The organism is Roseateles depolymerans, from assembly GCF_003387155.1.
GTDB lineage: Bacteria > Pseudomonadota > Gammaproteobacteria > Burkholderiales > Burkholderiaceae_C > Roseateles > Roseateles depolymerans.
Window position 1 is genome coordinate 405,863 of record NZ_QUMT01000003.1, and the last position, 22,432, is coordinate 428,294.

At 68.2% G+C, this 22,432-nt stretch carries 13 protein-coding genes; 5 read left to right on the forward strand and 8 right to left on the reverse strand.

The genetic code is table 11. From position 1 onward, the window contains the following. Nucleotides 1–2: 2 nt before the first annotated feature. Nucleotides 3–2,276: a cyanophycin metabolism-associated ABC transporter gene (locus DES44_RS15625; protein ID WP_058933806.1), complete on the reverse strand. Its 2,274-nt coding sequence runs from the start codon at nucleotides 2,274–2,276 to the stop codon at nucleotides 3–5. A gap of 174 nt (nucleotides 2,277–2,450) precedes the next feature. Between DES44_RS15625 and DES44_RS15630 the strand changes: the two genes are divergently transcribed. The 3 genes from DES44_RS15630 to DES44_RS15640 all read left to right on the forward strand — a co-directional run bounded on the left by DES44_RS15630 (nucleotide 2,451) and on the right by DES44_RS15640 (nucleotide 9,507). Beyond that, nucleotides 2,451–4,628, forward strand: coding sequence for a cyanophycin synthetase (locus DES44_RS15630; RefSeq protein WP_058933805.1), 2,178 nt, complete (start codon nucleotides 2,451–2,453; stop codon nucleotides 4,626–4,628). A 26-nt stretch (nucleotides 4,629–4,654) separates the two neighbouring features. After that, nucleotides 4,655–7,243, forward strand: coding sequence for a cyanophycin synthetase (cphA, locus tag DES44_RS15635; protein ID WP_058933804.1), 2,589 nt, complete (start codon nucleotides 4,655–4,657; stop codon nucleotides 7,241–7,243). Nucleotides 7,244–7,344: 101 nt separating this feature from the next. Next, complete coding sequence (locus tag DES44_RS15640) at nucleotides 7,345–9,507, forward strand: FUSC family protein (RefSeq protein WP_211326938.1); 2,163 nt, start codon at nucleotides 7,345–7,347, stop codon at nucleotides 9,505–9,507. 12 nt (nucleotides 9,508–9,519) lie between these two features. Here the strand turns inward: DES44_RS15640 and DES44_RS15645 are convergent, their stop codons facing one another. The 3 genes from DES44_RS15645 to DES44_RS15655 form a co-directional block, all read right to left on the reverse strand. After that, nucleotides 9,520–9,972 carry an Hsp20/alpha crystallin family protein gene (locus DES44_RS15645; protein WP_083525990.1) on the reverse strand — a complete coding sequence of 151 codons (453 nt, stop codon included), beginning with the start codon at nucleotides 9,970–9,972 and terminating at the stop codon, nucleotides 9,520–9,522. 131 nt (nucleotides 9,973–10,103) lie between these two features. Further along, on the reverse strand, nucleotides 10,104–10,583 hold the full coding sequence (locus DES44_RS15650; RefSeq protein ID WP_058933802.1) for an Hsp20/alpha crystallin family protein: 480 nt from the start codon (nucleotides 10,581–10,583) through the stop codon (nucleotides 10,104–10,106). Nucleotides 10,584–10,730: 147 nt separating this feature from the next. Beyond that, nucleotides 10,731–12,647 (reverse strand): diguanylate cyclase domain-containing protein, encoded by a 1,917-nt coding sequence (locus DES44_RS15655; protein WP_058933801.1) that lies wholly within the window; start codon nucleotides 12,645–12,647, stop codon nucleotides 10,731–10,733. A 227-nt stretch (nucleotides 12,648–12,874) separates the two neighbouring features. On the opposite strand from DES44_RS15655, the gene DES44_RS15660 reads away from it, so the two are divergent. After that, on the forward strand, nucleotides 12,875–14,047 hold the full coding sequence (locus DES44_RS15660) for a low temperature requirement protein A (RefSeq protein WP_058933800.1): 1,173 nt from the start codon (nucleotides 12,875–12,877) through the stop codon (nucleotides 14,045–14,047). 234 nt (nucleotides 14,048–14,281) lie between these two features. After that, complete coding sequence (locus DES44_RS15665) at nucleotides 14,282–15,109, forward strand: hypothetical protein (RefSeq protein WP_058933799.1); 828 nt, start codon at nucleotides 14,282–14,284, stop codon at nucleotides 15,107–15,109. A 135-nt stretch (nucleotides 15,110–15,244) separates the two neighbouring features. Here the strand turns inward: DES44_RS15665 and DES44_RS15670 are convergent, their stop codons facing one another. The 4 genes from DES44_RS15670 to DES44_RS15685 all read right to left on the reverse strand — a co-directional run bounded on the left by DES44_RS15670 (nucleotide 15,245) and on the right by DES44_RS15685 (nucleotide 22,265). Continuing rightward, a complete protein-coding gene (locus tag DES44_RS15670; RefSeq protein ID WP_058933798.1) occupies nucleotides 15,245–16,657 on the reverse strand; it encodes an efflux transporter outer membrane subunit in 1,413 nt (470 codons plus the stop codon). Between the two features lie 36 nt (nucleotides 16,658–16,693). After that, complete coding sequence (locus DES44_RS15675) at nucleotides 16,694–19,951, reverse strand: efflux RND transporter permease subunit (protein ID WP_058933797.1); 3,258 nt, start codon at nucleotides 19,949–19,951, stop codon at nucleotides 16,694–16,696. A gap of 95 nt (nucleotides 19,952–20,046) precedes the next feature. Further along, nucleotides 20,047–21,279, reverse strand: coding sequence for an efflux RND transporter periplasmic adaptor subunit (locus tag DES44_RS15680; RefSeq protein WP_058933796.1), 1,233 nt, complete (start codon nucleotides 21,277–21,279; stop codon nucleotides 20,047–20,049). A 128-nt stretch (nucleotides 21,280–21,407) separates the two neighbouring features. Then, nucleotides 21,408–22,265 carry an alpha/beta hydrolase fold domain-containing protein gene (locus DES44_RS15685; RefSeq protein ID WP_058933795.1) on the reverse strand — a complete coding sequence of 286 codons (858 nt, stop codon included), beginning with the start codon at nucleotides 22,263–22,265 and terminating at the stop codon, nucleotides 21,408–21,410. Nucleotides 22,266–22,432: the final 167 nt, after the last annotated feature.

Sequence of the window (22,432 nt, forward strand, 5' to 3'; positions counted from 1 at the left end):
CCTCAGGCATTCGCGGTGTGGGCATTGGCATTGGGCGGCACGATGACCACCGCTTCCTCCGCCTCCTGGTCCACCCGGCGGGCCTGCGCCTCCCACAGTCGCCAGTAGGCGCCCTGCTTGGCGATCAGCTCGTCATGCGGGCCGACTTCCACGATCTCGCCGCGGTCCATCACCACCAGGCGATCCGCCTTGCGCAGCGTGGACAGGCGGTGGGCAATCGCAATCGTCGTGCGGCCCCGCACCAGGTTGTCCAGCGCCTTCTGGATTTCCTTCTCCGTCTCGGTGTCCACCGCCGAGGTGGCTTCGTCCATGATCAGGATGCGCGGGTCGATCAGCAGTGCACGGGCAATCGAGATCCGCTGGCGCTCGCCCCCGGACAAGCCCTGGCCGCGCTCGCCCACCAACGAGTCGTACCCCTGGGGCAGCCGCAGGATGAATTCATGCGCATGCGCCGCGCGGGCCGCCGCCACGATCTCCTCGCGGGTCGCGTCCGGCTTGCCGTAGGCGATGTTCTCGGCGATGGTGCCGAAGAACAGGAACGGCTCCTGCAGCACCAGGCCGATGTGGCGACGGAAGTCGGACAGGCGGAAGCGCCGCAGGTCCACCCCGTCCACCTTGATGGCGCCCTCGGTCACGTCATAGAAACGGCAGATCAGGTTGACCAGCGTGCTCTTGCCCGAGCCGCTATGGCCCACCAGGCCGATCATCTCGCCGGGCTTGATCTGCAGGTTCAGGTCGCGGATCACCGTACGGTTGCCGTAACGGAAACCAATGTCCTGCAGCGTGATGGCGCCCTCCACCCGGTCCAGCTTCACCGGGTTGGTGGGTTCGGGCACATTGGACTGATGGTCCAGGATGTCGAAGATGCGCTTGGCGCCAGCGGCAGCCTTTTGCGTCACCGACACGATGCGGCTCATCGAATCCAGCCGGCCGTAGAAGCGGCCGATGTAGGCCAGGAAGGCGGTCAGCGTACCGACGGTGATCTGCGAATGCGCAATCAGGTAGATGCCAAACGCCCACACCACCAGCAGGCCGATTTCCGTGAGCAGGGCCACGGTGGGCGAGAACAGGCTCCAGGTCTTGTTCAGCCGGTCGTTGACCTCCAGGTTGTGGTCATTGGCTTGCTTGAAGCGCTGCGCCTCACGGCGCTCCTGCGCAAACGCCTTCACCACCCGGATGCCGGGAATCGTGTCGGCCAGCACCGAGGTCACTTCGCCCCACACCCGGTCGATCTTCTCGAAGCCGGTGCGCAGGCGGTCCCGCACCATGTGGATCATCCACGCGATGAAGGGCAGCGGCACCAGCGTGGCCAGGGCCAGCCAGGGATTGGTGCTGAACAGGATCACGGTGATCATGCCCAGCATCAGGCAGTCGGTGATGAAGTCCAGCGCATGCAGCGACAGGAACACGCTGATCCGGTCGGTTTCAGAGCCGATGCGGCTCATCAGGTCCCCGGTCCGCTTGGAGCCGAAATATTCCAGGGACAGCCCCATCAGGTGCTCAAAGGTTGTCGTGCGCAAATCTGCAGCAATTCGCTCGGACACCAGCGCCAGGATGTAGGTCTTGGCCCAGCCCAGCACCCAGGAGACGATGGCCGCTCCCAGCAGCCCGCTGAGATAGAGCACCACCAGGCTGGGATCGATCTGCTGCCCCTGCTGGAAAGGAATCAGCACCTTGTCCATCAGCGGCATGGTCAGGTAGGGGGAGACCAGCGTGGCGCCGGTGGCGCCCATCATCAGGAGGAAACCGAGCAACAGCTGGCCCTGGTAGGGGCGGGCGAAACGCCACAGGCGCAGCAGCACCCAGGTGGAGGGCGGCGTGTGCAGCTCACGGGCGCAGCTGGGGCATTCCTCGCTGTCTTCCGGCAGCACGGCCTGGCAGCTGGGGCACAGCTCCGGTTCGTCGCTCTGCGCACGAACCGGCTCGCCCCGGGTGTTGAACGCGTCCTGGAAGCGCTGGGCCTGCAGATTCGCGCGCATGGTGAAGCGCCACAGGGCCAGCCGGCCTTTCCCGTCCGTCAGCTCCAGCAGGCCCACGCCGGCGTGGTCGCTGAGCAGCAGGCGCAGGGCCGGCGTCAGGAGCCATTCCTGGAACGAACCGTCCGGCTCCGCCGCCAGCAGCCGCTGGTCCGTGAGTTGCAGCACGCCCGAGGAAAAGCGCAGGTGGGTGTCGAGGTCAACCTCCAGGGCGGCCCGGACGTTCTCGCCTGGGCGCAGTCGCGCTTGAAGTGCCTCCGCCGCCGGACTGGCCGAAACGACAGGATGTGAATGCTGCATTTGTGATTGTTCTGAGGAAATGACCGTAACGGTATGGCAGGATTTTCTCCCAAGGAAACTCTCCAGGACCGTCCGCGGTTGACCCCGCCCTCCGAAGCCCCCGTTTCTTGAGCGCACAATTGCGCTTTGCTTCTTCTTCCGGTAGCCGGTCCCCCCTTCCACGTCTCCCCCCAAATGAGCCGACACGACGACATCAAGCTCCTGCGCATCAACTACCTGCGCGGCCCCAACATGTGGACCTATCGCCCGGTTCTGGAAACCTGGCTGGACCTCGGGGACCTGGAAAACCATCCGTCCAACCTGCTGCCCGGTTTCACCGAGCGGCTCACCCAGCGCCTGCCGGCCCTGGTGGAGCACCACTGCGGCGTGGGCGAGCGGGGCGGCTTCCTGCAGCGCCTGACCGAAGGCACCTGGATGGGCCATGTGATGGAACATGTGGTCATCGAGCTGCTGAACCTGGCGGGCATGCCCACCGGCTTTGGCCAGACCCGCTCCACCAGCCAGACCGGCGTCTACCGCATGGTCTTCCGCGCCCGGGACGAGCAGGTCGCCCGCGAAGCCCTGGCCCAGGGCCATGCGCTGCTGATGGCCACCATCAACGACCAGCCGTTCGATGTGGACGCCGCTGTCCATGCCATCCGGGACAAGCTGGACGACTGCTACCTCGGCCCCTCCACCGCCGCCATCGTGGCCGCCGCCACCGACCGGCGCATTCCCCACATCCGCCTGAACGACGGCAACCTGGTCCAGCTGGGCTACGGCGGCCGCCAGCGCCGCATCTGGACGGCGGAAACCGACATGACCAGCGCCATTGCCGAAGGCATCGCGCGGGACAAGGACCTGACCAAGGAGCTGCTCAAGTCCGTCGGCGTACCAGTGCCCGCCGGCCAGGCCGTCAAGACGGCCGAGCAGGCCTGGGACGTGGCCCAGGACCTGGGTCTGCCGGTGGTGGTCAAGCCGTCGGACGGCAACCACGGTCGCGGCGTCACGCTGGACCTGCGTCGCCAGGCCGACGTCGAGGCCGCCTTCCACCTGGCCGATGCCGAAGGCTCGGAAGTGTTGGTTGAAAGCTACATTCCGGGCATGGAACACCGGCTGCTGGTCGTCGGCGGCCAGGTGGTCGCCGCCGCCCGGGGCGAAGAAGCCTGGATCACCGGCGACGGCACCCACACCGTCATCGAGCTGATCGACCTGCAGATCAACACCGACCCGCGCCGCGGCCTGACCGAAGACTTCCCGCTCAACCGCATCGACATCCGCGAAGACGCGGTGGTGCTGCTGGAGCTGCAGCGCCAGGGACTGACCGGCGACGGCGTGCCGGAAGCCGGCCGCCGGGTGCTGATCCAGCGCAACGGCAACGTGGCGATCGACTGCACCGCGCAGGTTCACCCGGAAGTGGCCCATGCCGTGTCCCTGGCCGCCCGCACCATTGGCCTGGACATCGCCGGCGTGGACCTGGTGACCAGCGACATCAGCAAGCCGCTGTCCGAGACCGGCGGCGCCATCGTCGAGGTCAATGCCGGCCCCGGCCTGCTGATGCACCTGAAGCCGGCCGAAGGCATGCCGCAGCCGGTGGGCCAGGCCATCATCGACCATCTGTTTGCCCAGGACGAAAACGGCCGCATCCCCATCGTGGGCGTCGCCGGCTCGCGCGGCACGGCCCAGGTCTCGCGCCTGGTGGCGTGGCTGCTGCATCTGAATGGCCGCCATGTGGGCCTGGCCTGCGGCGATGGCCTGTTCCTCGGCACCCGCCGTGTGGAACGCAAGCCCAGCGCCCACTGGGCCGCCAGCCACCGCCTGCTGATGAACCGGTCGGTCGATGCCATCGTGGTGGAGAACAGCGCCGGCATCATCCTGAGCGACGGCCTGGCCTACGACCGCTGCCAGGTCGGCGTCGTCACCGACATGGGCCGCGTGCCCGAGCTCGACAACCACGACATCCAGACCGAAGACCAGCTCTACAAGGTGCTGCGCACCCAGGTGGATGTAGTGCTGTCCGACGGCGCCGCCGTGCTGAATGCCGACGAACCGCGCCTCGTGGAAATGGCGCCGCTGTGCGACGGGGAAGTGGTCTTCTACGCCCTGGACCCCGCCAGTCCTGCCCTGGTGGACCATCGCGCCAAGGACGGCCGCTGCGTCTTCCTGCAGGGCGGTGCGGCCGTGCTGGCCCATGGCGGCGCGGAAACCTCCGGCGCCAATGTGGACAGCCTGCGCGCCCGCTTCCGGGCCATCGGCCAGGACCTCAGCCCGGATGCCGTGCTCGCCGCCGTTGCTGCGGCCTGGGCCCTGGGCATCTCGCCCGAACTGATTGCTGCCGGCCTCGATACCTTCGTGCCGGAACTGCCCCAATAAAAGAACAGACGAACGAAAGACGACAGATGGAAGTCTCTCGCACCCGCGCACTCCGTGGCCCCAACATGTGGAGCCGTCATACCGCGATTGAAGCAGTGGTCCACTGCAGCGACACCGAACGCACCATCGCCGACATGGACGGTTTCGAGGCCCGCCTGCGCGCCCTCTTCCCCGGCGTCGGCCCGCTGCGGCCGGCCAGCAGCGCCAAGACCCCGATCTCCCTGGCCCATGTGCTGGAGCAGGCCGCGCTGGCGCTGCAGGCCCAGGCCGGCTGCCCGGTCACCTACAGCCACACCCACATCACCTCCGAGGCCGGCACCTATCAGGTGGTGGTGGAATACAGCGAGGAAGACGTCGGCCGCATGGCCTTCGACAAGGCGGTGGAACTGATCAATGCGGCCGCCACCGGTGGCAGCTTCGATGCCGACGCCGCCGTGCGGGCCCTGCGTGAAACGGACGAGGACATTCGCCTCGGCCCCTCGACCGGCTCGATCGTGGAAGCCGCCTGCAAGCGGGGCATCCCCTTCCGCCGCTTGACCCAGGGCAGCCTTGTGCAACTGGGCTGGGGCGTGAAGCAGCGCCGCATCTGGGCCGCGGAAGTGGACGCCACCAGTGCCGTGTCCGAATCCATCGCCCAGGACAAGGACCTCTCCAAGCGCCTGCTCCAATCGGCTGGTGTGCCGGTGCCGGTGGGCGCGCCCGTCAGCTCGGTGGACGAAGCCTGGGACGTGGCCCAGGAGATCGGCCTGCCGGTCGTGGTCAAGCCGCTGGACGGCAACCAGGGCAAGGGCGTGACGGTCAATGTCGCCTCGCGCGCGCATCTGGAGATCGCCTACAAGGCCGCCGAGGACATCGGCACGGTGATGGTCGAGAAGTTCCTGCCCGGCAGCGACTACCGCCTGCTGGTGGTGGGCGACAAGCTCGTGGCCGCCGCCCGCCGCGATCCGCCCAACGTCATCGGCGACGGCACGCACACGGTGCGCGAGCTGGTGGCCAAGGTCAATGAAGACCCGCGCCGCGGCGACGGCCATGCCACCTCGCTGACCAAGATCCGCCTGGACGACATCGCCATTGCCCGTCTGGACCTGCAGGGCCTGACGCCCGACTCGGTGCCCGACAAGGGCCGCCGCGTCATCCTGCGCAACAACGCCAACCTCTCCACCGGCGGCACCGCCACCGACGTGACGGACGATGTGCATCCGGAAGTGGCCGCCCGCGCCATTGCAGCGGCCCAGGTGGTGGGCCTGCATGTCTGCGGCGTCGATGTGGTGGCCGAAAGCGTGCTGCGTCCGCTGGAAGAGCAGAACGGCGGCATCGTCGAGGTGAACGCCGCGCCGGGCCTGCGCATGCACCTGAGCCCGTCCTACGGCAAGGGCCGGGATGTGGGCGAGGCCATCATCGCCAGCCTCTACGGTCACGCCTCGCGCGGTGACAAGAATGAAGACGGCCGCATCCCCATCGTGGCGGTGACCGGCACCAACGGCAAGACCACGACGTCCCGCCTGGTGGCCCACATGTTCGCCACCCAGGGCCTGCGCGTCGGCATGACCAACACCGACGGCGTCTATGTGGAAGGCCGCCAGACCGACAGCGGCGACTGCTCCGGCCCCAAAAGCGCCCGCAACGTGCTGATGCATCCGGATGTGGAAGCAGCGGTGTTCGAAACCGCCCGTGGCGGCATCCTGCGCGAAGGCCTGGGCTTTGACCGCTGCCAGGTGGCGGTGGTGACCAACCTCGGCGAGGGCGATCACCTGGGCATGAACTTCCTCAACACCGTGGAAGAGCTGGCCCTGGTCAAGCGCGTCATCGTGCAGAACGTGGCGCCGAACGGCTACGCCGTGCTCAATGCGATGGACCCGGTGGTGGCCAACATGGCCGCCGTCTGCCCCGGCCAGATCATCTTTTTCGCCAGCGACCGCCATCACCCGCTGATGGCCACCCACCGCGCCCAGGGCAAACGCAGCGTCTATGTGGACGGTGACAGCCTGGTCGCCGCCGAAGGCGCCTGGCGTGAATCAATTCCGCTGCGCGACATCCCCTTCACCCGCGGCGGCGCCATCCCCTTCCAGGTGGAAAACGCCATGGCCTCGGTGGCGGCCGCCTGGGGCGTGGGTCTGGACTGGGACACCATCCGCCGCGGCCTGGCCAGCTTCATGAGCGACGCCGACAGCGTGCCGGGCCGCTTCAACGTCATGGACTACCGGGGTGCCACCGTGATTGCCGACTACGGCCACAACGGGGACGCCATGAAGGCCCTGGTCGCCGCCGTGCAGGCCCTGCCGGCGCAGCGCCGCTCGGTGGTGATCTCCGGCGCCGGCGATCGTCGGGATGAGGACATCCGCGTCCAGACGCAGATCCTGGGCGAGGCCTTTGACGACGCCATCCTGTTCCAGGATGCCTGCCAGCGCGGCCGTGAGGACGGCGAGGTGCTGGCCCTGCTGCGCCAGGGCCTGGAAGGCGCCAGCCGGACGCGCCATGTGGAGGAAGTCCGCGGCGAGTTCAATGCCATCGACCGCGCGCTGGAACGCCTGCAGCCGGGTGACCTGTGCCTGGTGCTGGTGGATCAGGTGGAAGAAGCGCTGGCGCATCTGTCGCAGCGCATCAAGGAAGCTTGAACCCCCTGCAAGCTCCCGCCGGACCGCGCGGTCGTACGTCCGGCCGGTCCGGCCCTCCGACCCCCACGGGCCCGATGGGTCCGCGCCGGCAGCGCGGACTCGTGGCCCTGCCCGGCGCCGCCGACCGCTCGCTGTCGTGGCTGCTGGGCCGCTGGCGGCAATGGCCGGTGCACTGGTGGAACGGGCTGACAGTCGCACTGGGAGTGGCGCTGGTGCAGCTGGTGGTGTCGCACCTGGCACCGGCGGAGCACGCCCACATTGCCTCGCAACTGGCCATGGCCTGCGCCATCTGCGCGAGCCTGGCCGACCTGCCGGGCAGCCTCAGCCGTAATTTCAAGCGGGTCGCGCTGGGCGGTTTGCTGGCCCTGGTGGCGGTGGTGGCCGTGCCGCTGCTGCGCAACCACCACGGCTGGATGGGCGCGCTGGTGGCCGCCATGGCCTTTGGCAGTGCGCTGATGATGGCCTGGGGCCAGCGGGCCGCGGCCGTGTCGTTTGCGCCCATCCTGGCCATGGTGTTTGCACTCGCCTGGCCCCCGCTGCCCCTGACGGTGGTTGTGGCCAGTGGCGCCGCGGGCGTGGGTCTGTATCTGGGATGGGCCTGGCTGTCCGGCGCCGTGCTGCAGCGACGCTTCCGGCGGCTGGCCCTGGCCGAGGCCCTGCGCGGCCTGGCCCAGTTGCTGCAGGCGCGGGCCGAGCTGCTGGGCAGCGGCGGTGCCGCCCATGCCATGCAGGACTGGCTGGGCAACGAAGCGCAATTGGCCGAAGTGCTGCAGTCCACCCGCGACCAGATCTTTCCCCATGTGCAGGACGACCCGCGCAGCGTCGCCGTGCTGCTGCATGTGATCGAACTGCGGGACCTGATGCTGGCCAGCCGGCTGGACCTGGAGCTGATCGGTGAGGACCCGATCGGCCAGCAGTTGCGCCAGTCCCTGGTGCAGCGCCTGGCGTCGCTCACCCAGGCGCTGGAAACCTGTCGCCTGGCCCTGCTGAACGACGAAGCGCCGCGCTCGCTGGTGCTGGCGCCGATCGCCTGGCCGTCGGTATCGGCCCAAGACCCGCGCGCCCGCCTGCAGGCCTTGCTGCACGACCGGCTGACGCATCTGGACGGCGAAGTGCTGGCCATTGCTCAGGCCCTGGACCCGGACCAGCCCCTGCCGCCGCTGCCGCTGGACCAGGTGCAGCTCAACCAGTTCCTCACGCCGGAAGGCTGGCCCATCAGCCTACTCAAGGCCCAGTGGCGGCTGGACTCCCCGGTGCTGCGCCACGCGCTGCGCAGCATGCTGGCGCTCTCCAGCGCCTACTACATCGCCCTGGCGTTGCCCTGGGCCTCCCATCCGCACTGGCTGGTGCTGTCGGTCGCGGTGGTGCTGCGCGGCACGCTCGACCAGACTTTGGCGCGTCGCAACATGCGGGTGCTGGGCACGGCCATTGGCTGCGGCCTGATCCTGCTGCTGACGATGGTGCCCAACCTGACCTTGTGGACGGTGGTGCTGCAGGTGGCGGTGGGCATTGCCCATGCCTTCATCACCCGCCGCTACCTGGTCACCGCCATCGCGGCCACCGTGATGGCGCTGCTGCAGGCCCATCTGGCCGACACCACCCACGGCGTGGCCGCGGTCGAGCGGCTGGCGGACACGGTGCTGGGTGCGGCCCTGGCCTGGGCCTTCAGCTATGTGCTGCCGGCCTGGGAGCGGCGCCACCTGCCCCGCTCGCTCAAGCGGGCCCGCAGTGCCTTGCAGCTCTACGTGAAGCAGGCGATGACCGCCGAGCTGACACCCGCCGGCGCGCTCAGCCAGCGGCTGGCCCGGCGCCAGGCGTATGACGCGCTGGCCGCCCTGTCCGCCGCCCTGCAGCGCAGCCAGTCCGAGCCGCGCCGGGTGCGCCCGCCGCTGCAGGAGCTGAGCACGGTGCTGGACCACGGCTATCGCCTCATGGCGCATCTGTCGATGATGCGCCAGACGCTGATGCGACGTGCCGCGGAACTCGGCCCCGAGGCGCTGGCGGAACTGCCGCCCCACGCGCTGCGCCTGCAGCGCGCGCTGGAAGGCCGTGAGCCGGTGCCCCACACCCTGCAGTTGCTGCAGGACTGGAGCCTGCTGCCGGACGTCGGCCCGATGCAGGACCTGCGGCCCTGGATGCGGCGCCGCCTGCAGGTCAGCATGGACGATGCCGCCCGGGCCGGCCAGGCGGCCGAAGCCGCGCTGGTGGCCATGGGCGCCGACCCGTCCACCGAGTCGGTGCAGAACAGCCTCAGCGGCGAGTGAGCCGCTGGAGACTCAGCCCAGGTTCACCTGGATCTTGCGCGGCTGCGCATGGGCCGCCTTGGGCAGCCGCACCTGCAGCACGCCGTGGGTCAGCTCGGCGCTGATCTGCTCGGCGTCCAGTTCCTTGCTGAGGGTGAAGACGCGTCGGTAGTGCTGACGGGTCACCTCGGCATGGCCGGCGCGCAGGCCCTCGGGCATGTCCAGGCGCATCTCGGCTTCGATGATCAGCTGGTCGCCATCCACCCGCAGGTTGAGCAGGTCGCGCGGCACGCCCGGCAGGTCGGCATACAGCGTGATGCCTTGCGGGTCTTCGATCACATCCACGGGCGGCACCAGAGCGAGGTCGTCACGCTGGCGGCTGGACCCCGTGCGCGAACGGGCGGTGGAGGACGATGCCGATGCGGATGCGGCAGTCGGGGTGCTGGCGGGCGCGGTGGCGGCGCCTTCGACGGCGGCGGGCGTCATCTGGCCGACCACGGCCGGGTGGACGGCCGCAGAGGCGGCAGCGGAAGCGGAGGTCGAGGCTTGAACGGCTTGCGTGCTCATGATGGGTACTCTTGGCTGAAGACGGTGGAGGGAGATCGCCGAAGGCGTGCTCAATGGATGTCGATGCGGCGCGGCTGGACGGCGGCGCGGCGCTTGATGGTCACGCGCAGCACGCCATCGCGGTAGCGGGCCTGCACCTGGTCCGGATCGATGTCATCGGGCAGGCTGACCACGCGGCGGAAACTGCCGCTGAAGCGCTCGTTCTGATGAACGATGCTGCGGGCGTCGCTGGCAGCGACCGATGCTCCCGATGCGCCTGCGTTTTCAGGCTTGGCGGCAGTCTGGGAGGCCCGCTCGCCGGACAGGCTGAGCACGCCGCGGTCCAGGTCCACGCTGATGCTGGCGGGGTCCAGGCCCGGTGCAAAGGCATACACCTCCACGGCTTCGGGGGACAGGCCGACATTCAGTGCCGGATAACCGCCGCGGCCCTGGCCACGGATGCTGGAAGACACATCAAAAGCCTGGCTGACCTCGCGCTGCAGGCGCTCGAGGTCGTTGAACAGGTCACGGGCGAACAGACGTTGGTACATGGGGCCTCCTGATGGACAGTGGGTGTCGTTCGGCGGCCGGGATGACCGCCATGCATCCCAGTTTTGGACGCAGCAGCGGTTCTTCAAGATCTTGAAATTGGGGGGTCGTCGCCCCCATATCGCCCCGCCTTTGAGGGAGTCGGGAGGCTAGCGGCGGCTGTCCAGCCCCGGCCCGTGCAGCACGGCAAACCCGTTGCGGCCGGCGCGCTTGGCCTGATAGAGCGCCCGGTCGGCGAGGACCATCAGGTCCCGCGCCGACATCTCGGGTTCCTCCAGCGTGGCCACGCCAATGCTGGTGGTCACGCTCAGGCCGGCCAGCGGCTGGTGGGCCACCGCCTCGATGATCTTGGCCGCCACGCCGGCTGCCTCGTCCGGGCTGTTGAGCCCTTCCAGCACCGCCACGAACTCGTCCCCGGCCAGCCGCGCCACGACGTCGCTGGCCCGCACCGTATGGCGCAGGCACTGGGCAAAGGCCTTGAGCACCTCATCTCCGACCGCATGGCCGTAGGAGTCGTTGATGGTCTTGAAATGGTCCACGTCCAGGAACAGCACCGCCATCGCGCGGCCCTCCCGGGCCAGCCGGCGTTGCCGCAGCAGGGCCTGCTCCAGCGCCTGGTCCAGCTCGCGGCGGTTGGGCAGACCGGTCAGCGCATCCGCACTGGCCCACTGCGCCAGTTGCGCCTCGGCCTGCTTCATCGGCGTGATGTCGATCGACAGCAGGAACAGGCCCACGACCGCGCCGCCATCCCCCACATCCGGCACATACACGCTGCGGAAATGCCGCTTGCGCCCCAGGTGCACGGAGGTGGTGTCGAATTCCACCCGCTCCCCTTGCAGCCCCAGCGCCAGATGCACACGCCGCTGGGTGTATTGCTCCGGGCCCAGCAGCGTCTCCAGCGTCTTGCCGAGGGCATCGTCCAGGTCCACGTTGAGGAAGGTGCGCACCGTCTCATTGGCATAGCGCAGGCGCTGCTCGGCATCGATATAGCCCAGCGCGATCGGCAGGTTGTCCGTCACCGCCTTCAAGCGCTTTTCACTCTGGGCCACGCGGATCTCGTCCCGACGGCGCTCGGTGATGTCCATCGACACGGCATAGAACCCGCGGGTCACCCCCGCCGCCGCCCGGTCCGGCACCAGACATTGGTGGAAGTGGCGCCACTGGCCGTCCACGCACACGCGTGCATCGAACTCAACCGTCTCGCCAGCCAGCACCCGGTCCATCTGCGGCTGCATGGCCGCGGCGCCTTCCGGCGTGTGCAGGTCCGCAATGGACCGCCCGACCGCGGTCTCCGTCTGGAAGCCAAACACCCGTCCCGCTTCCGCATTGGCGAACAGCAGGCGCCCCTGGCGGTCGAAATGGCCGATGAGGGCCGGCACATGGTCGGCGATGTCTCGCAGACGCTGCTGGGAACGCTCCGCCGTGCGGGTGCGGGTGATGACCTGTGTCACCGCAATGGCGGTGAACAGCGTCAAGGTGCCCAGCCCGCCCAGCAGCAGCCATTCGCCCTGGCTGGCATCGCCCTGCAATCGGTTGTTGATGCTGGCCTGTTCGGCGGCGAGGTCCGCGCGCAACTCCCCCAGCAGGTCGCGCAGCTCATCCATCTGCGCGGGGCTGCCCATCACCCGCTCCAGGGCCTCGTCATGCTGGCCGCTGTCGTGCAGACGCAGCAGCTGGGACATGTCCCGCAGCCGGATCAGGGCCAGTTCGCGGACGCGGGCCAGCCGCGGGCCCTGCATCGGATCGGGGCTCAGCTGCACCAGATCATCCAGCCGCTGCTCCAGCCCGCTGACCGCTTCGCGATAGGGTTGCAGGGCACTGCCCTTCTGGGTGAGCAGATAGCCGCGCAGGCCGGTTTCGGCATTGAGCAGGTCCTCCATCACCCGGTGCAGTTGCGGCAGGGTGTGGCCGATCCGCTCGGAGCGCTGCAGGTGGGTCACCGTGGCATGCGCGCGCCAGGCCAGCAGCGCGCACAGCACCGCCATCGCCGCCAGGGACACCATCAGCCAGCTGACGCCGCGACTCAGACGGGATGGTGGGAGGGCGGGCAGGGGGATGGTCGGCATGCGTTCGGCAAGAAGAGCAGCGGAGGGATCAGGGGTCGCGGTGCGTCAGGCGGCGCTGATTATCCTTGGGCCGCATTGCAGCACGTCAAGGTCAGACCCTCAGTCGGAATGACGGCCGATTCAGCCGCTGCCTCGCACGCGGGCGCGTTGCCAGACAGCATTCAGGCCGCACGGCATCGCCCCAATGGCAGACGCGCCCGTGGCCCGGGCTTCCTACAGTCCCGCTCATGCACGCCCCAACCCGACATCGCCGCTCCCTGCTGCGCGCCCCCGATCCTGACGGCCATGCCAAAGTCAGCTTTGCCGAGCTGTTTTTCGACCTGGTGTTCGTGTTTGCCGTCACCCAGCTCTCGCACCGGCTGATTGGCCACTTCACGCTGGCCGGCGTGCTGCAGACCCTGTTCCTGATGCTGGCGGTCTGGTGGGTCTGGGTCTTCACCTCCTGGGTCACGAACTGGCTCGATCCGGAGGCGATTCCCGTACGAGCCTGCCTCTTTGTGTTCATGCTGCTGGGGCTGCTGATGTCCGGCGCGATTCCCGACGCTTTCGATGGGCGTGCGCTGATGTTTGCCGGCAGCTATGTCGGTATCCAGGTGGGGCGTACGCTGTTTTTTCTGTGGGCGGCGAGGGGCAGCGCCGGGCTGCTGCGGAACTTCCAGCGCATTCTGGCCTGGCTGGCCAGCAGCGGGGTGCTGTGGATCTGCGGGGCTGTGATGCCGCAGTGGCGAGTGGCCTGCTGGATGGCGGCGCTGGGGCTGGAGTTCATCGGGCCGTCGCTGGGGTTCGTCGTGCCCGGGCTGGGACGGTCCGCATCCACCGACTGGACGGTCTCCGGCGGGCACCTGGCGGAACGCTGCGCGCTCTTCGTCATCATTGCGCTGGGCGAATCCTTGCTGGTGACAGGGGCCACGTTTTCGGAGCACGCCATCACGCCCGACACCGCCCTGGCCTTCCTGGTGGCCTTTGCCGGCAGCCTGGCCCTGTGGTGGCTGTATTTCGACACCACCAACGACCTGGCCACCGGCCGCATCGCCCACAGCGACGACCCCGGCCGCCTGGCGCGCTTGAGCTACACCTACCTGCATCTGCCCATCGTGGCCGGCATCATCGTGAATGCGGCGGGCGACGAATTCGTCCTGGCGCATCCGATGGGCGAGACCCCGCTGCGCACGGCCGTGTGTGTGCTGGGCGGGTTCGGGCTCTACATCCTGGGGGTCGGACTTTTCAAGTGGTCGGTCCTGGGACGATGGCCCTGGTCGCATGCCGTGGCGGTGGGCCTGCTGGCGCTCACCGGTCTGTGGGCTGCGGCGTGGCCGACGGTTCTGACCAGCGCAGTGGCCTGCCTGGTGCTGGTGGCCTTGGCGGTGTGGGAGCGCCAAAGCCGGAAGATTCCCGCCTGAGCCGCGAGCGACCCCGCATGACCCAGGAATGGGTGCCGACTGAACGCAGAAGGAGCGCCGCTGCGGGTGGCCCGGACGCTGGCACCGTTGCCAGTACTACCCCCTCGCATTGGGGGGACCAGGGTTCCTCATGACGCGTTGCGCGCATGACCGATGGGAACATACCGCGCTTTTGGACGGTGTCCGTCAGCAACCGTCCGTCGATTCACCCTGAATTCGCCCAGCGGCATCCCCATGCGATTGATCCATTCGGCTTTCGTGGCCATCGTTTCCACGGCCCTCATCGGCTGCGCCTCCACCCCCCCGCAAATGCAGGCTGCACGGCCAGCGTCCGCATTGACCCAGAGCTACGGCCTGGCAAAGATCGAAGCGGTCGGTGCCACCAGCCACATGCAGCAGCCTCTGGACAGCGACCAGTCGGTGATCTACTTCCAGAACCAGGGCGGCGGCGGAGCCGGCCTGGGACTTCTGCTGGGCCCACTCGGCGTGCTGGCTAACGTCAAGATGATCCAGAGCGTCACCGACAGCGATGTCGCAAAACTCAAGGGCAAGCTGAACGTGGACCCCAAGGCGGCGCTGCAGGAGGCGCAGTTGGCCACGGATTCGCCACTGCGGATCGCGGCCACACCGGGCGACGTGAAGGTTTCGCCGTTCCTGCTGGTGTCCAAGACCAGCGAAACGACCCTCCAAGTGTCTTCGGTGATCATGTTCGAGGGCACCGAGGGACAGGCCAAGTGGAACCGGCGTTATCAGTACCAGTTGCCTGGCAAGTACACCCTCGAGCAGTTGTCCACCCTCTCCCCGGCCTCGTTGGCGCAACTTCAATCGGCCAGTGTGGCGGCCTATGCCGCGCTGCTCAAGCACATCGCCGAGGAGCAGCCCGCAGCGATCGCCGCGGAGCGTCCGGTCATCCTGAAGTCCGCCTTCATCTCCCCGCGCTTCGAGCTGGAGATGCAGGGCACCCTGATTGGTGAGAAAGACCAGCGCATCTGGGTCCGAACGATTGGCAGCGTGATTGCGTTGGATCCGTCGGACATCAAGTACGAGCTGTCGAAGACCTGACGCATCCCACCCGCTTCACTCGCAAAAAAGGCGCCGAGCGCCGCGGGAAGTCCCGGGGCAGTCGGCGCCAATACATCCCTGGGGCGTTGGCCCACCCCAGGAGTCCTGCACAAAACAAGCGGAGATGTCAGGCCATCAGCCCGCCGGCGTCCAGCCGCCGCCCAGGGCACGCACCAGCCCCACCGTGGCCTGGTACTGCTCGGCTTGCACCTGCAGTGCCACACGGCGGTTGCGCAGCTCGCTGCGACGGGCATCGAGCAGGTCCAGCTGGCTGATGAAGCCGTTGCGATAACGCGAGTCCGACAGCGCCGTGGCGCGTGACGCGGACGCCACCGCCTGCGCCTGAACCTCCGCCTGGCGCGACAGCAGTTGCAGACCGCTCAGGCTGTCTTCCACTTCCCGCAGCGCCTGCAGCAGTTGCTGCCGGTAGTCAGCCATGGCCAGATCCAGCCCGGCCTGGGCCGACTCGATGCCGGCCTTGCGACGGCCGCCGTCAAACAGCGGCAGCGACAGCAGTGCATCCACCGACCAGGCGCGTGCCGACCACTTGAACACATCGCTCAGCTCGGGCGAGGCATAACCACCCGTGGCCGTCAGCGTCAGGCTGGGGAACCAGGCGGCCTGGGCCACGCCCACGCGAGCCTGCGCTGCCAGCAGGCTGCGCTGCGCTGCGGCCACGTCCGGACGCCGGGCCAGCACTGCGCTGGGCAGGCCGGCCGGAATTGCCGGCAAGGCCGACAGGTCCTGCGTCTCGGGCAAGCTGAAGCCGGAGGCCGGCTCGCCCAGCAGCACGGCCAGCGCGTTTTCCAGCTGTGCGCGGCGACGGTCCAGGGCCACCGCTTCCGCCTCGGTGGAGGCCACCTCCGCCTGCACCCGCGCCAGGTCCAGCTCCGCCACATCGCCGGCCTGATAGCGGCGCTGCGTCAAGGCCAGCGTCTCGCGATAGGCGGCCACCGTGTCGCGCACCAGACGGCGCTCCTGGTCGGTGAAGCGCAGCGACAGATAGGTCTGCGCCACGTCCGCCTGCACCATCAGCCGCGTGCTCTGCAGCAGGGCCTCGCGGGCCTGGGTGTCCAGTCGCGCGGCACGGCTGGCCTGGGACAGGCGACCCGACAGGTCCGCCTCCCAGCTGGCCGACAGGCCGGCGCGGTACAGCGGCGTCACGGCAGGTCCCTGCCCGGCCGTGGTGCCGCGGTAGGCGCCGGCATTGGCGCCGACCTGCGGCAGGCGGTCCGCATCGGCGCTGCGCGACAGGGCCCGCGCCTGGGCCAGGCGAGCGGCCGCCGACTGCAGGTCGGTGTTGTTGCGCAGCGCGCGCTGCTCCAGGTCGTTGAGCTGGGCATCCGCGAACGCCAGCCACCAATCGCCGCGCGGCTCGGCATCGGCCGGCGGCACCACCGCCCAGCGGCCGTCCGCCACGGCGGCGCTGTCCTGCCCGGCCTTGAAGGCGGTGGGCGTGGCGGGCAGGCGCGATTCATCGATCGGCGGCGGGGTGGCGCAACCGGCCAGCACCAGGGCCGCCAGCAGCGTGGTCATCATCAGTTTCATGGCACAAATCCTTGTTGGTCTGCGAAGCGGCTCACGTCACTCATGGTCATGGCGAGGCGCTGCCGGATGCGGCTTGGCACCCGCACCGCCCCCGAAGTCATGGCCCGCGCCCTGTTCAGGCTGGGCAAAGGCTTCCAGATGATCTCCATGCTGCTTGAGCGGACGGTTGCCCGACAGGCGACGCATCAGGACATAGAACACCGGCGTCAGGAACAGACCGAAGGCCGTCACGCCGATCATCCCGGCGAACACCGCCACGCCCATCGCATTGCGCATCTCGGCGCCGGCACCGTGGGCCAGCACCAGAGGCAGCACGCCCATCACGAAGGCCATCGAGGTCATCAGGATCGGGCGCAGACGCAGCCGGCTCGCTTCGATCGCGGCCTGCAGCGGGGTGCGTCCCGCAAACTCCAGCTCCCGGGCGAACTCCACGATCAGGATCGCGTTCTTTGCAGACAAGCCCACCAGCACGATCAAACCGATCTGCGTGAAGACGTTGTTGTCCCCATGGCTGAGCCACACGCCGGTCATCGCCGCCAGCAGACCCATCGGCACGATCAGGATGATGGCCACCGGCAGCGCCAGGCTTTCGTACTGGGCGGCCAGCACCAGGAACACCAGCAGGATGGCCAGCGGGAAGACCCACAGCGCGGAATTGCCGGCCAGGATTTCCTGATAGGTCAGCTCGGTCCACTCATAGCTGATGCCCGGGGGCAGCGTCTCGGCGGCAATGCGGGCGATGGCATCCTGCGCCTGGCCGGTCGAGAAACCGGGGGCCGGGCCGCCGTTGATGTCGGCGGACAGGAAACCGTTGTAGCGCATCGCACGCTCGGGGCCGAAGCTCGGCTCGATCTTCATCAGTGCGGACAGGGGCACCATCTCACCGGTGTTGGAACGCACCTTGAGCTGGCCGATGTCTTCCGCACGCGCCCGGAACGGCGCATCCGCCTGCACCCGCACGGTGTAGGTGCGGCCGAACTTGTTGAAGTCGTTCACATACAGGCTACCGAGGTAGATCTGCATGGTGTCGAACACGTCGGTCACGGCCACGCCCAGTTGACGGGCCTTGGTACGGTCCAGGTCGGCATACAGCTGCGGCACGTTCACCTGGTAGCTGGTGAAGAGACCGGCCAGCTCCGGCGCCTGCGACGCCTTGGCCATGAAGGCCTTGACGGCGCCGTCCAGCGCTTCGTAGCCCAGGCCGCCGCGGTCTTCCAGCTGCAGCTTGAAGCCACCGGTCGTGCCCAGGCCCTGCACCGGCGGGGGCGGGAACATCACCACGAACGCGTCTTCGATCTTTCCACCGAACTGCGCATTCAGATTGCCAGCGATCTCGCCGGCCGACATGCCCTTGCCAGTCCGCTCATCAAACGGCTTGAGCGTGGCGAAGACGATGCCGGAGTTGGAGCTGTTGGTGAAGCCGTTGATCGACAGGCCCGGGAACGACACGGCGTGGTCCACGCCCGGCGTCTTGATGGCGATGTCGCTCATGCGGCGGATGACGTCTTCGGTGCGGTCCAGCGTGGCACCGTCCGGCAGCTGCGCAAAGCCGATGAGGTACTGCTTGTCCTGCGCCGGAACGAAGCCGCCCGGGACGGCCTTGAACAGGCCCACGGTCAAGGCCACCAGCGCGGCATAGATCACCAGCATGATCGCCTTGCGGCCGATCACGCGGGTCACGCCGCCGCTGTAGGCCTTGGCGCCGCGATTGAACAGGCGGTTGAAGCCGCCGAAGAAGCGGCCCAGCACGCGGTCCATGCCGCGGGTCAGCCAGTCCTTGGGTTCATCGTGGCCCTTGAGCAGCATGGCGGCCAGGGCCGGCGACAGGGTCAGCGAGTTCACCGCGGAGATCACGGTGGACATGGCGATCGTCAGCGCGAACTGGCGATAGAACTGGCCGGTCAGGCCGGTGATGAAGGCCAGCGGCACGAACACGGCCACCAGCACCAGGGCGATGGCGATGATCGGGCCGGACACTTCCTTCATGGCGCGATAGGTCGCCGCCCGCGGACTCAGGCCCGCCTCGATGTTGCGCTCGACGTTCTCTACCACCACGATGGCGTCGTCCACCACGATACCGATGGCCAGCACCAGGCCGAACAGCGACAGTGCGTTGATCGAGAAGCCGAAGGCATGCATCACCGCGAAGGTGCCGATGATCGACACCGGCACGGCCAGCAGCGGAATGATGGAGGCGCGCCAGGTCTGCAGGAACAGGATCACCACCAGCACCACCAGGGCCACCGCTTCCAGCAGGGTGTGGACCACCGATTCAATCGAGGCCCGCACGAACTGCGTCGGGTCGTAGACGATCTCATAGCTCACGCCTTCCGGCATGGTCTTCTTCAGCTCCGCCATCGTGGCACGCACGTTGTTGGAGATCTCGATGGCGTTGGAGCCCGGCGCCTGGAAGATGGGGATGGCGACGGCGGACTTGTTGTCCAGCAGCGAGCGCAGCGCGTATTCAGCAGCGCCCAGCTCGATGCGGCCCAGGTCGCGCAGACGCGTCACCTGGCCATTGGCACCGGTCTTGACGATGATGTCGCCGAACTCGTCCTCGTTCTTGAGGCGGCCCTGGGCGTTGACCGGCAGTTGCAGGTCGATGCCCTGCAGGCCGGGCGATGCGCCCACCACACCGGCGGCAGCCTGCACGTTCTGCTCACGGATGGCCTGCACCACGTCGTTGGCGCTCAGGCCGTGCTCGGCCACCTTCTGCGGGTCCAGCCAGACGCGCATGGAGTAGTCGCCGGAGCCGAACAGCTGCACCTGGCCCACGCCGGCGATCCGCGCCAGACGGTCCTTGACATTGAGCACTGCGTAGTTGCGCAGGTAGGTCATGTCGTAACGGTCATTGGGCGACAGCAGGTGGACCACCATGGTCAGGTCGGGGCTGCTCTTCACCGTGGTCAGCCCGAGCCGGCGCACTTCTTCCGGCAGGCGCGGCTCGGCCTGCGACACCCGGTTCTGCACCAGCTGCTGGGCCTTGTCCGGGTCGGTGCCCAGCTTGAAGGTCACGGTCAGCGTCATGTTGCCGTCGGTGTTGGCCTGGCTGCCCATGTAGAGCATGCCTTCCACCCCGTTGATGGCCTCTTCCAGCGGCGTGGCCACGGCTTCGGCGATCACCTTCGGATTGGCGCCCGGATATTGCGCCCGCACCACCACCTGCGGTGGCACGACTTCCGGATATTCGGAGACCGGCAGCACGCGGAGCGCGAGCAGGCCGGCGACAAAGATCAGCACCGACAACACACCCGCGAAGATCGGGCGGTCGATGAAGAATTTGGAGAGATTCATGGCAGTCTTTCTAGACAGCGGAATGGATCAGCGGCGAAAGCGAGCCCCTCGCACCGGCCGGAACCGGTGCGTTGGAGACGTTTGCGGCTGTCAGATCAGGACTTGTCGGCCTTGGACGCGCCGTCCCGGGCTTGCAATTCCGCCTTGGCGTTCATCGGCACCATCTGCGGCTGCACCAGGGCGCCGGGGCGCACGCGCTGCAGACCGTTGACGACCACCCGCTCATTGGCCTGCAGGCCCGCGTTGACGATGCGCAGGCCATCGACGCTGGCGCCGAGCTGCACTTCGCGATAGGCCAGGGTGTTGTCCTTGTTCACCACCATCACGAACCGCTTGTTCTGGTCGGTGCCCACGGCCCGTTCATTCACCAGCAGCGCCGGACGGCTCTTGGACTGGCCCAGGCGGATGCGGGCGAACTGGCCCGGCATCAGCGCGCCGTCCTTGTTGTCCAGCACGGCGCGCACGCGCACCGTGCCGCTGCGGGCGTCGACCTGGTTGTCCACCAGTTGCAGGCGGCCGTTGTAGGGCGTGTCGGCCGTTGCGGACGTTCCGATCTGCACCGGCACCTTGTCCAGTTGGCTGCGGGCGCCAGCACCGCCGGGCAGGTCGGCCAGGGCGCGGGCCACCGTGCGCTCGTCGGCATCGAAGCTGGCGTAGATCGGGCTGACGGAGACCAGCGTGGTCAGCACGGGCGCGCCCGGGCCTGCGGCCACCAGGTTGCCCTGGGTCACCTCGATGCGGCCGACACGGCCGGCCACCGGGGCGCGCACCTGGGTGTAGCCCAGGTTCAGACGGGCCGACTGCAGCGCAGCCTGGGCCGCACGCAGATTGGCATCGGCTTCACGGGCGGCATTGCTGCGCTCGTCCAGCTCCCGCTGGGCAATGGCGTGCTCGCTCCACAGGCGGTTGGAGCGCTCCAGTTCACTCTTGGTGTAGCTGACACGGGCCTGCGCCGCGAGCACCTGGGCTTCGGCACGGTCCACCTCGGCCTGGAAGGGCGCCGGGTCGATGGTGATCAGCAGCTCACCGGCCTTGACCAGCGAACCTTCACGGAAGTGGACCGACTGCACCGCCCCCGCCACGCGGGAGCGCACATCCACACGTTCCACCGCTTCCAGGCGGCCGGAGAACTCTTCCCAGGCAGCGACGTCCTGGCTGGTGACGGTGGCCACTGACACCGGGATCGCCTGCGGCGCAGCAGCCGGCGGATTGGCTTCCGCCTGCTGGCTGTGCAGGCCGACGACAGCGGCGGCCAGCACGGCGGCCACGGCGGTGATGGAAGTGGCGGTAATGGCCAGCGGACGCTGGCGGCTGAGCAGGTGTTTCATTGTTGTGACTCCGTGGATTCGGGACGGTTCTGGATGAGGCAGGATTCGAAGGTCAGACTGGAGATGCGAGGCGGCGGACATCGCCGGGATCGTGTCGGCTTCAGCGGTCGGGGCATGAACGCAGCTCCTCAGGACGGTTGAGGACGAGTGCCGCGTGAGGACCCCAGCGGCGGGAGGGTGTGCAGGAAGTCGAACAGTCGCTGGCGGAGCGCCTTCACCCAAGGCGGCTGCAGCAGCTCCAGCGAGGGCAGGCGCATCAGACTGGCGGGCCAGCCGGTGGGGCCGGGCAGGATGGTCTGTTGCACCGCCACGCCGGCGCGGTGCAAGGCCCGGGCATAGGCCACGGTCTCGTCGCGCATCGGGTCGTCGTCGGTGCTCAGCACCAGTGCGGGCGCCAGGCCTGCCAGGCGCTGGGTGCAGGCCGGCGCTGCATAGGGATGGTCGCCCTCTTCGCATTCACCGAGGTAGGCGCGCCAGCCGTGGGTCCAGCGGCATTCCCCATCACCGGCCTCGGCGCGGCGCAGGGAAGCGGTGCCCAGGCAGGGGTTGAGCATCGGGCCCAGCAGGATCTGGCCGGCCAGCTTGCCGTGCCCCTGGTCGCGCGCCATCAGGGCCAGCGCCGCGGCCAGGTTGCCGCCGGCTTCTTCACCGGCCACCAACACCGGGCTGGTGCGGCCCGAGAGACGGCCGCGAGACTTGTAGAGGCCTTGCAGCAACGCATCCAGGGCCTTGAGCGCAGTCGGGAAGACTTTGTCCACGCCGGTGGGATAGTCCACATCCACCACCACGGCGCCGGCCTCAGCCAGCAGTTGCGAGACCATCGCGCCGTTGTCCAGCGAGCCGCTGGTGAAGGCCCCGCCATGCAGATGCAGCACCACCGGCGCCTGCGGACGGCGATTGGCGGCCTTGTACACGCGCACCGGCATGACGCCGTCGCCGGCGGGCAGCAGATCGTCGTGACAAGCGGTCAACGGCAGGGCTTGCATGGTGGAGGAATCCTTGGGAATCGTGGAATTGCTGCGGGGACAGCAAAGGCCTGCACAGACAAGGGGCAGGCAAACATGTTGCAATGCAGCGAAATTTAGAGATTCAGCCCGCAGAGATAAATGGCCGCCTTCGCGAATCAATATTTCGCCGGCGAAACAATGACTGC

Bases quoted from the DNA above. Each gene is read 5' to 3' on its own strand.
- DES44_RS15685 (WP_058933795.1), bottom strand. From the start codon at position 22,265: ATGCAAGCCCTGCCGTTGACCGCTTGTCACGACGATCTGCTGCCCGCC.
- DES44_RS15660 (WP_058933800.1), top strand. From the start codon at position 12,875: ATGCACGCCCCAACCCGACATCGCCGCTCCCTGCTGCGCGCCCCCGAT.
- DES44_RS15650 (WP_058933802.1), bottom strand. From the start codon at position 10,583: ATGTACCAACGTCTGTTCGCCCGTGACCTGTTCAACGACCTCGAGCGC.
- DES44_RS15625 (WP_058933806.1), bottom strand. From the start codon at position 2,276: ATGCAGCATTCACATCCTGTCGTTTCGGCCAGTCCGGCGGCGGAGGCA.
- DES44_RS15675 (WP_058933797.1), bottom strand. From the start codon at position 19,951: ATGAATCTCTCCAAATTCTTCATCGACCGCCCGATCTTCGCGGGTGTG.
- DES44_RS15680 (WP_058933796.1), bottom strand. From the start codon at position 21,279: ATGAAACACCTGCTCAGCCGCCAGCGTCCGCTGGCCATTACCGCCACT.
- DES44_RS15655 (WP_058933801.1), bottom strand. From the start codon at position 12,647: ATGCCGACCATCCCCCTGCCCGCCCTCCCACCATCCCGTCTGAGTCGC.
- DES44_RS15630 (WP_058933805.1), top strand. From the start codon at position 2,451: ATGAGCCGACACGACGACATCAAGCTCCTGCGCATCAACTACCTGCGC.
- DES44_RS15645 (WP_083525990.1), bottom strand. From the start codon at position 9,972: ATGACGCCCGCCGCCGTCGAAGGCGCCGCCACCGCGCCCGCCAGCACC.
- DES44_RS15665 (WP_058933799.1), top strand. From the start codon at position 14,282: ATGCGATTGATCCATTCGGCTTTCGTGGCCATCGTTTCCACGGCCCTC.
- cphA (WP_058933804.1), top strand. From the start codon at position 4,655: ATGGAAGTCTCTCGCACCCGCGCACTCCGTGGCCCCAACATGTGGAGC.
- DES44_RS15670 (WP_058933798.1), bottom strand. From the start codon at position 16,657: ATGAAACTGATGATGACCACGCTGCTGGCGGCCCTGGTGCTGGCCGGT.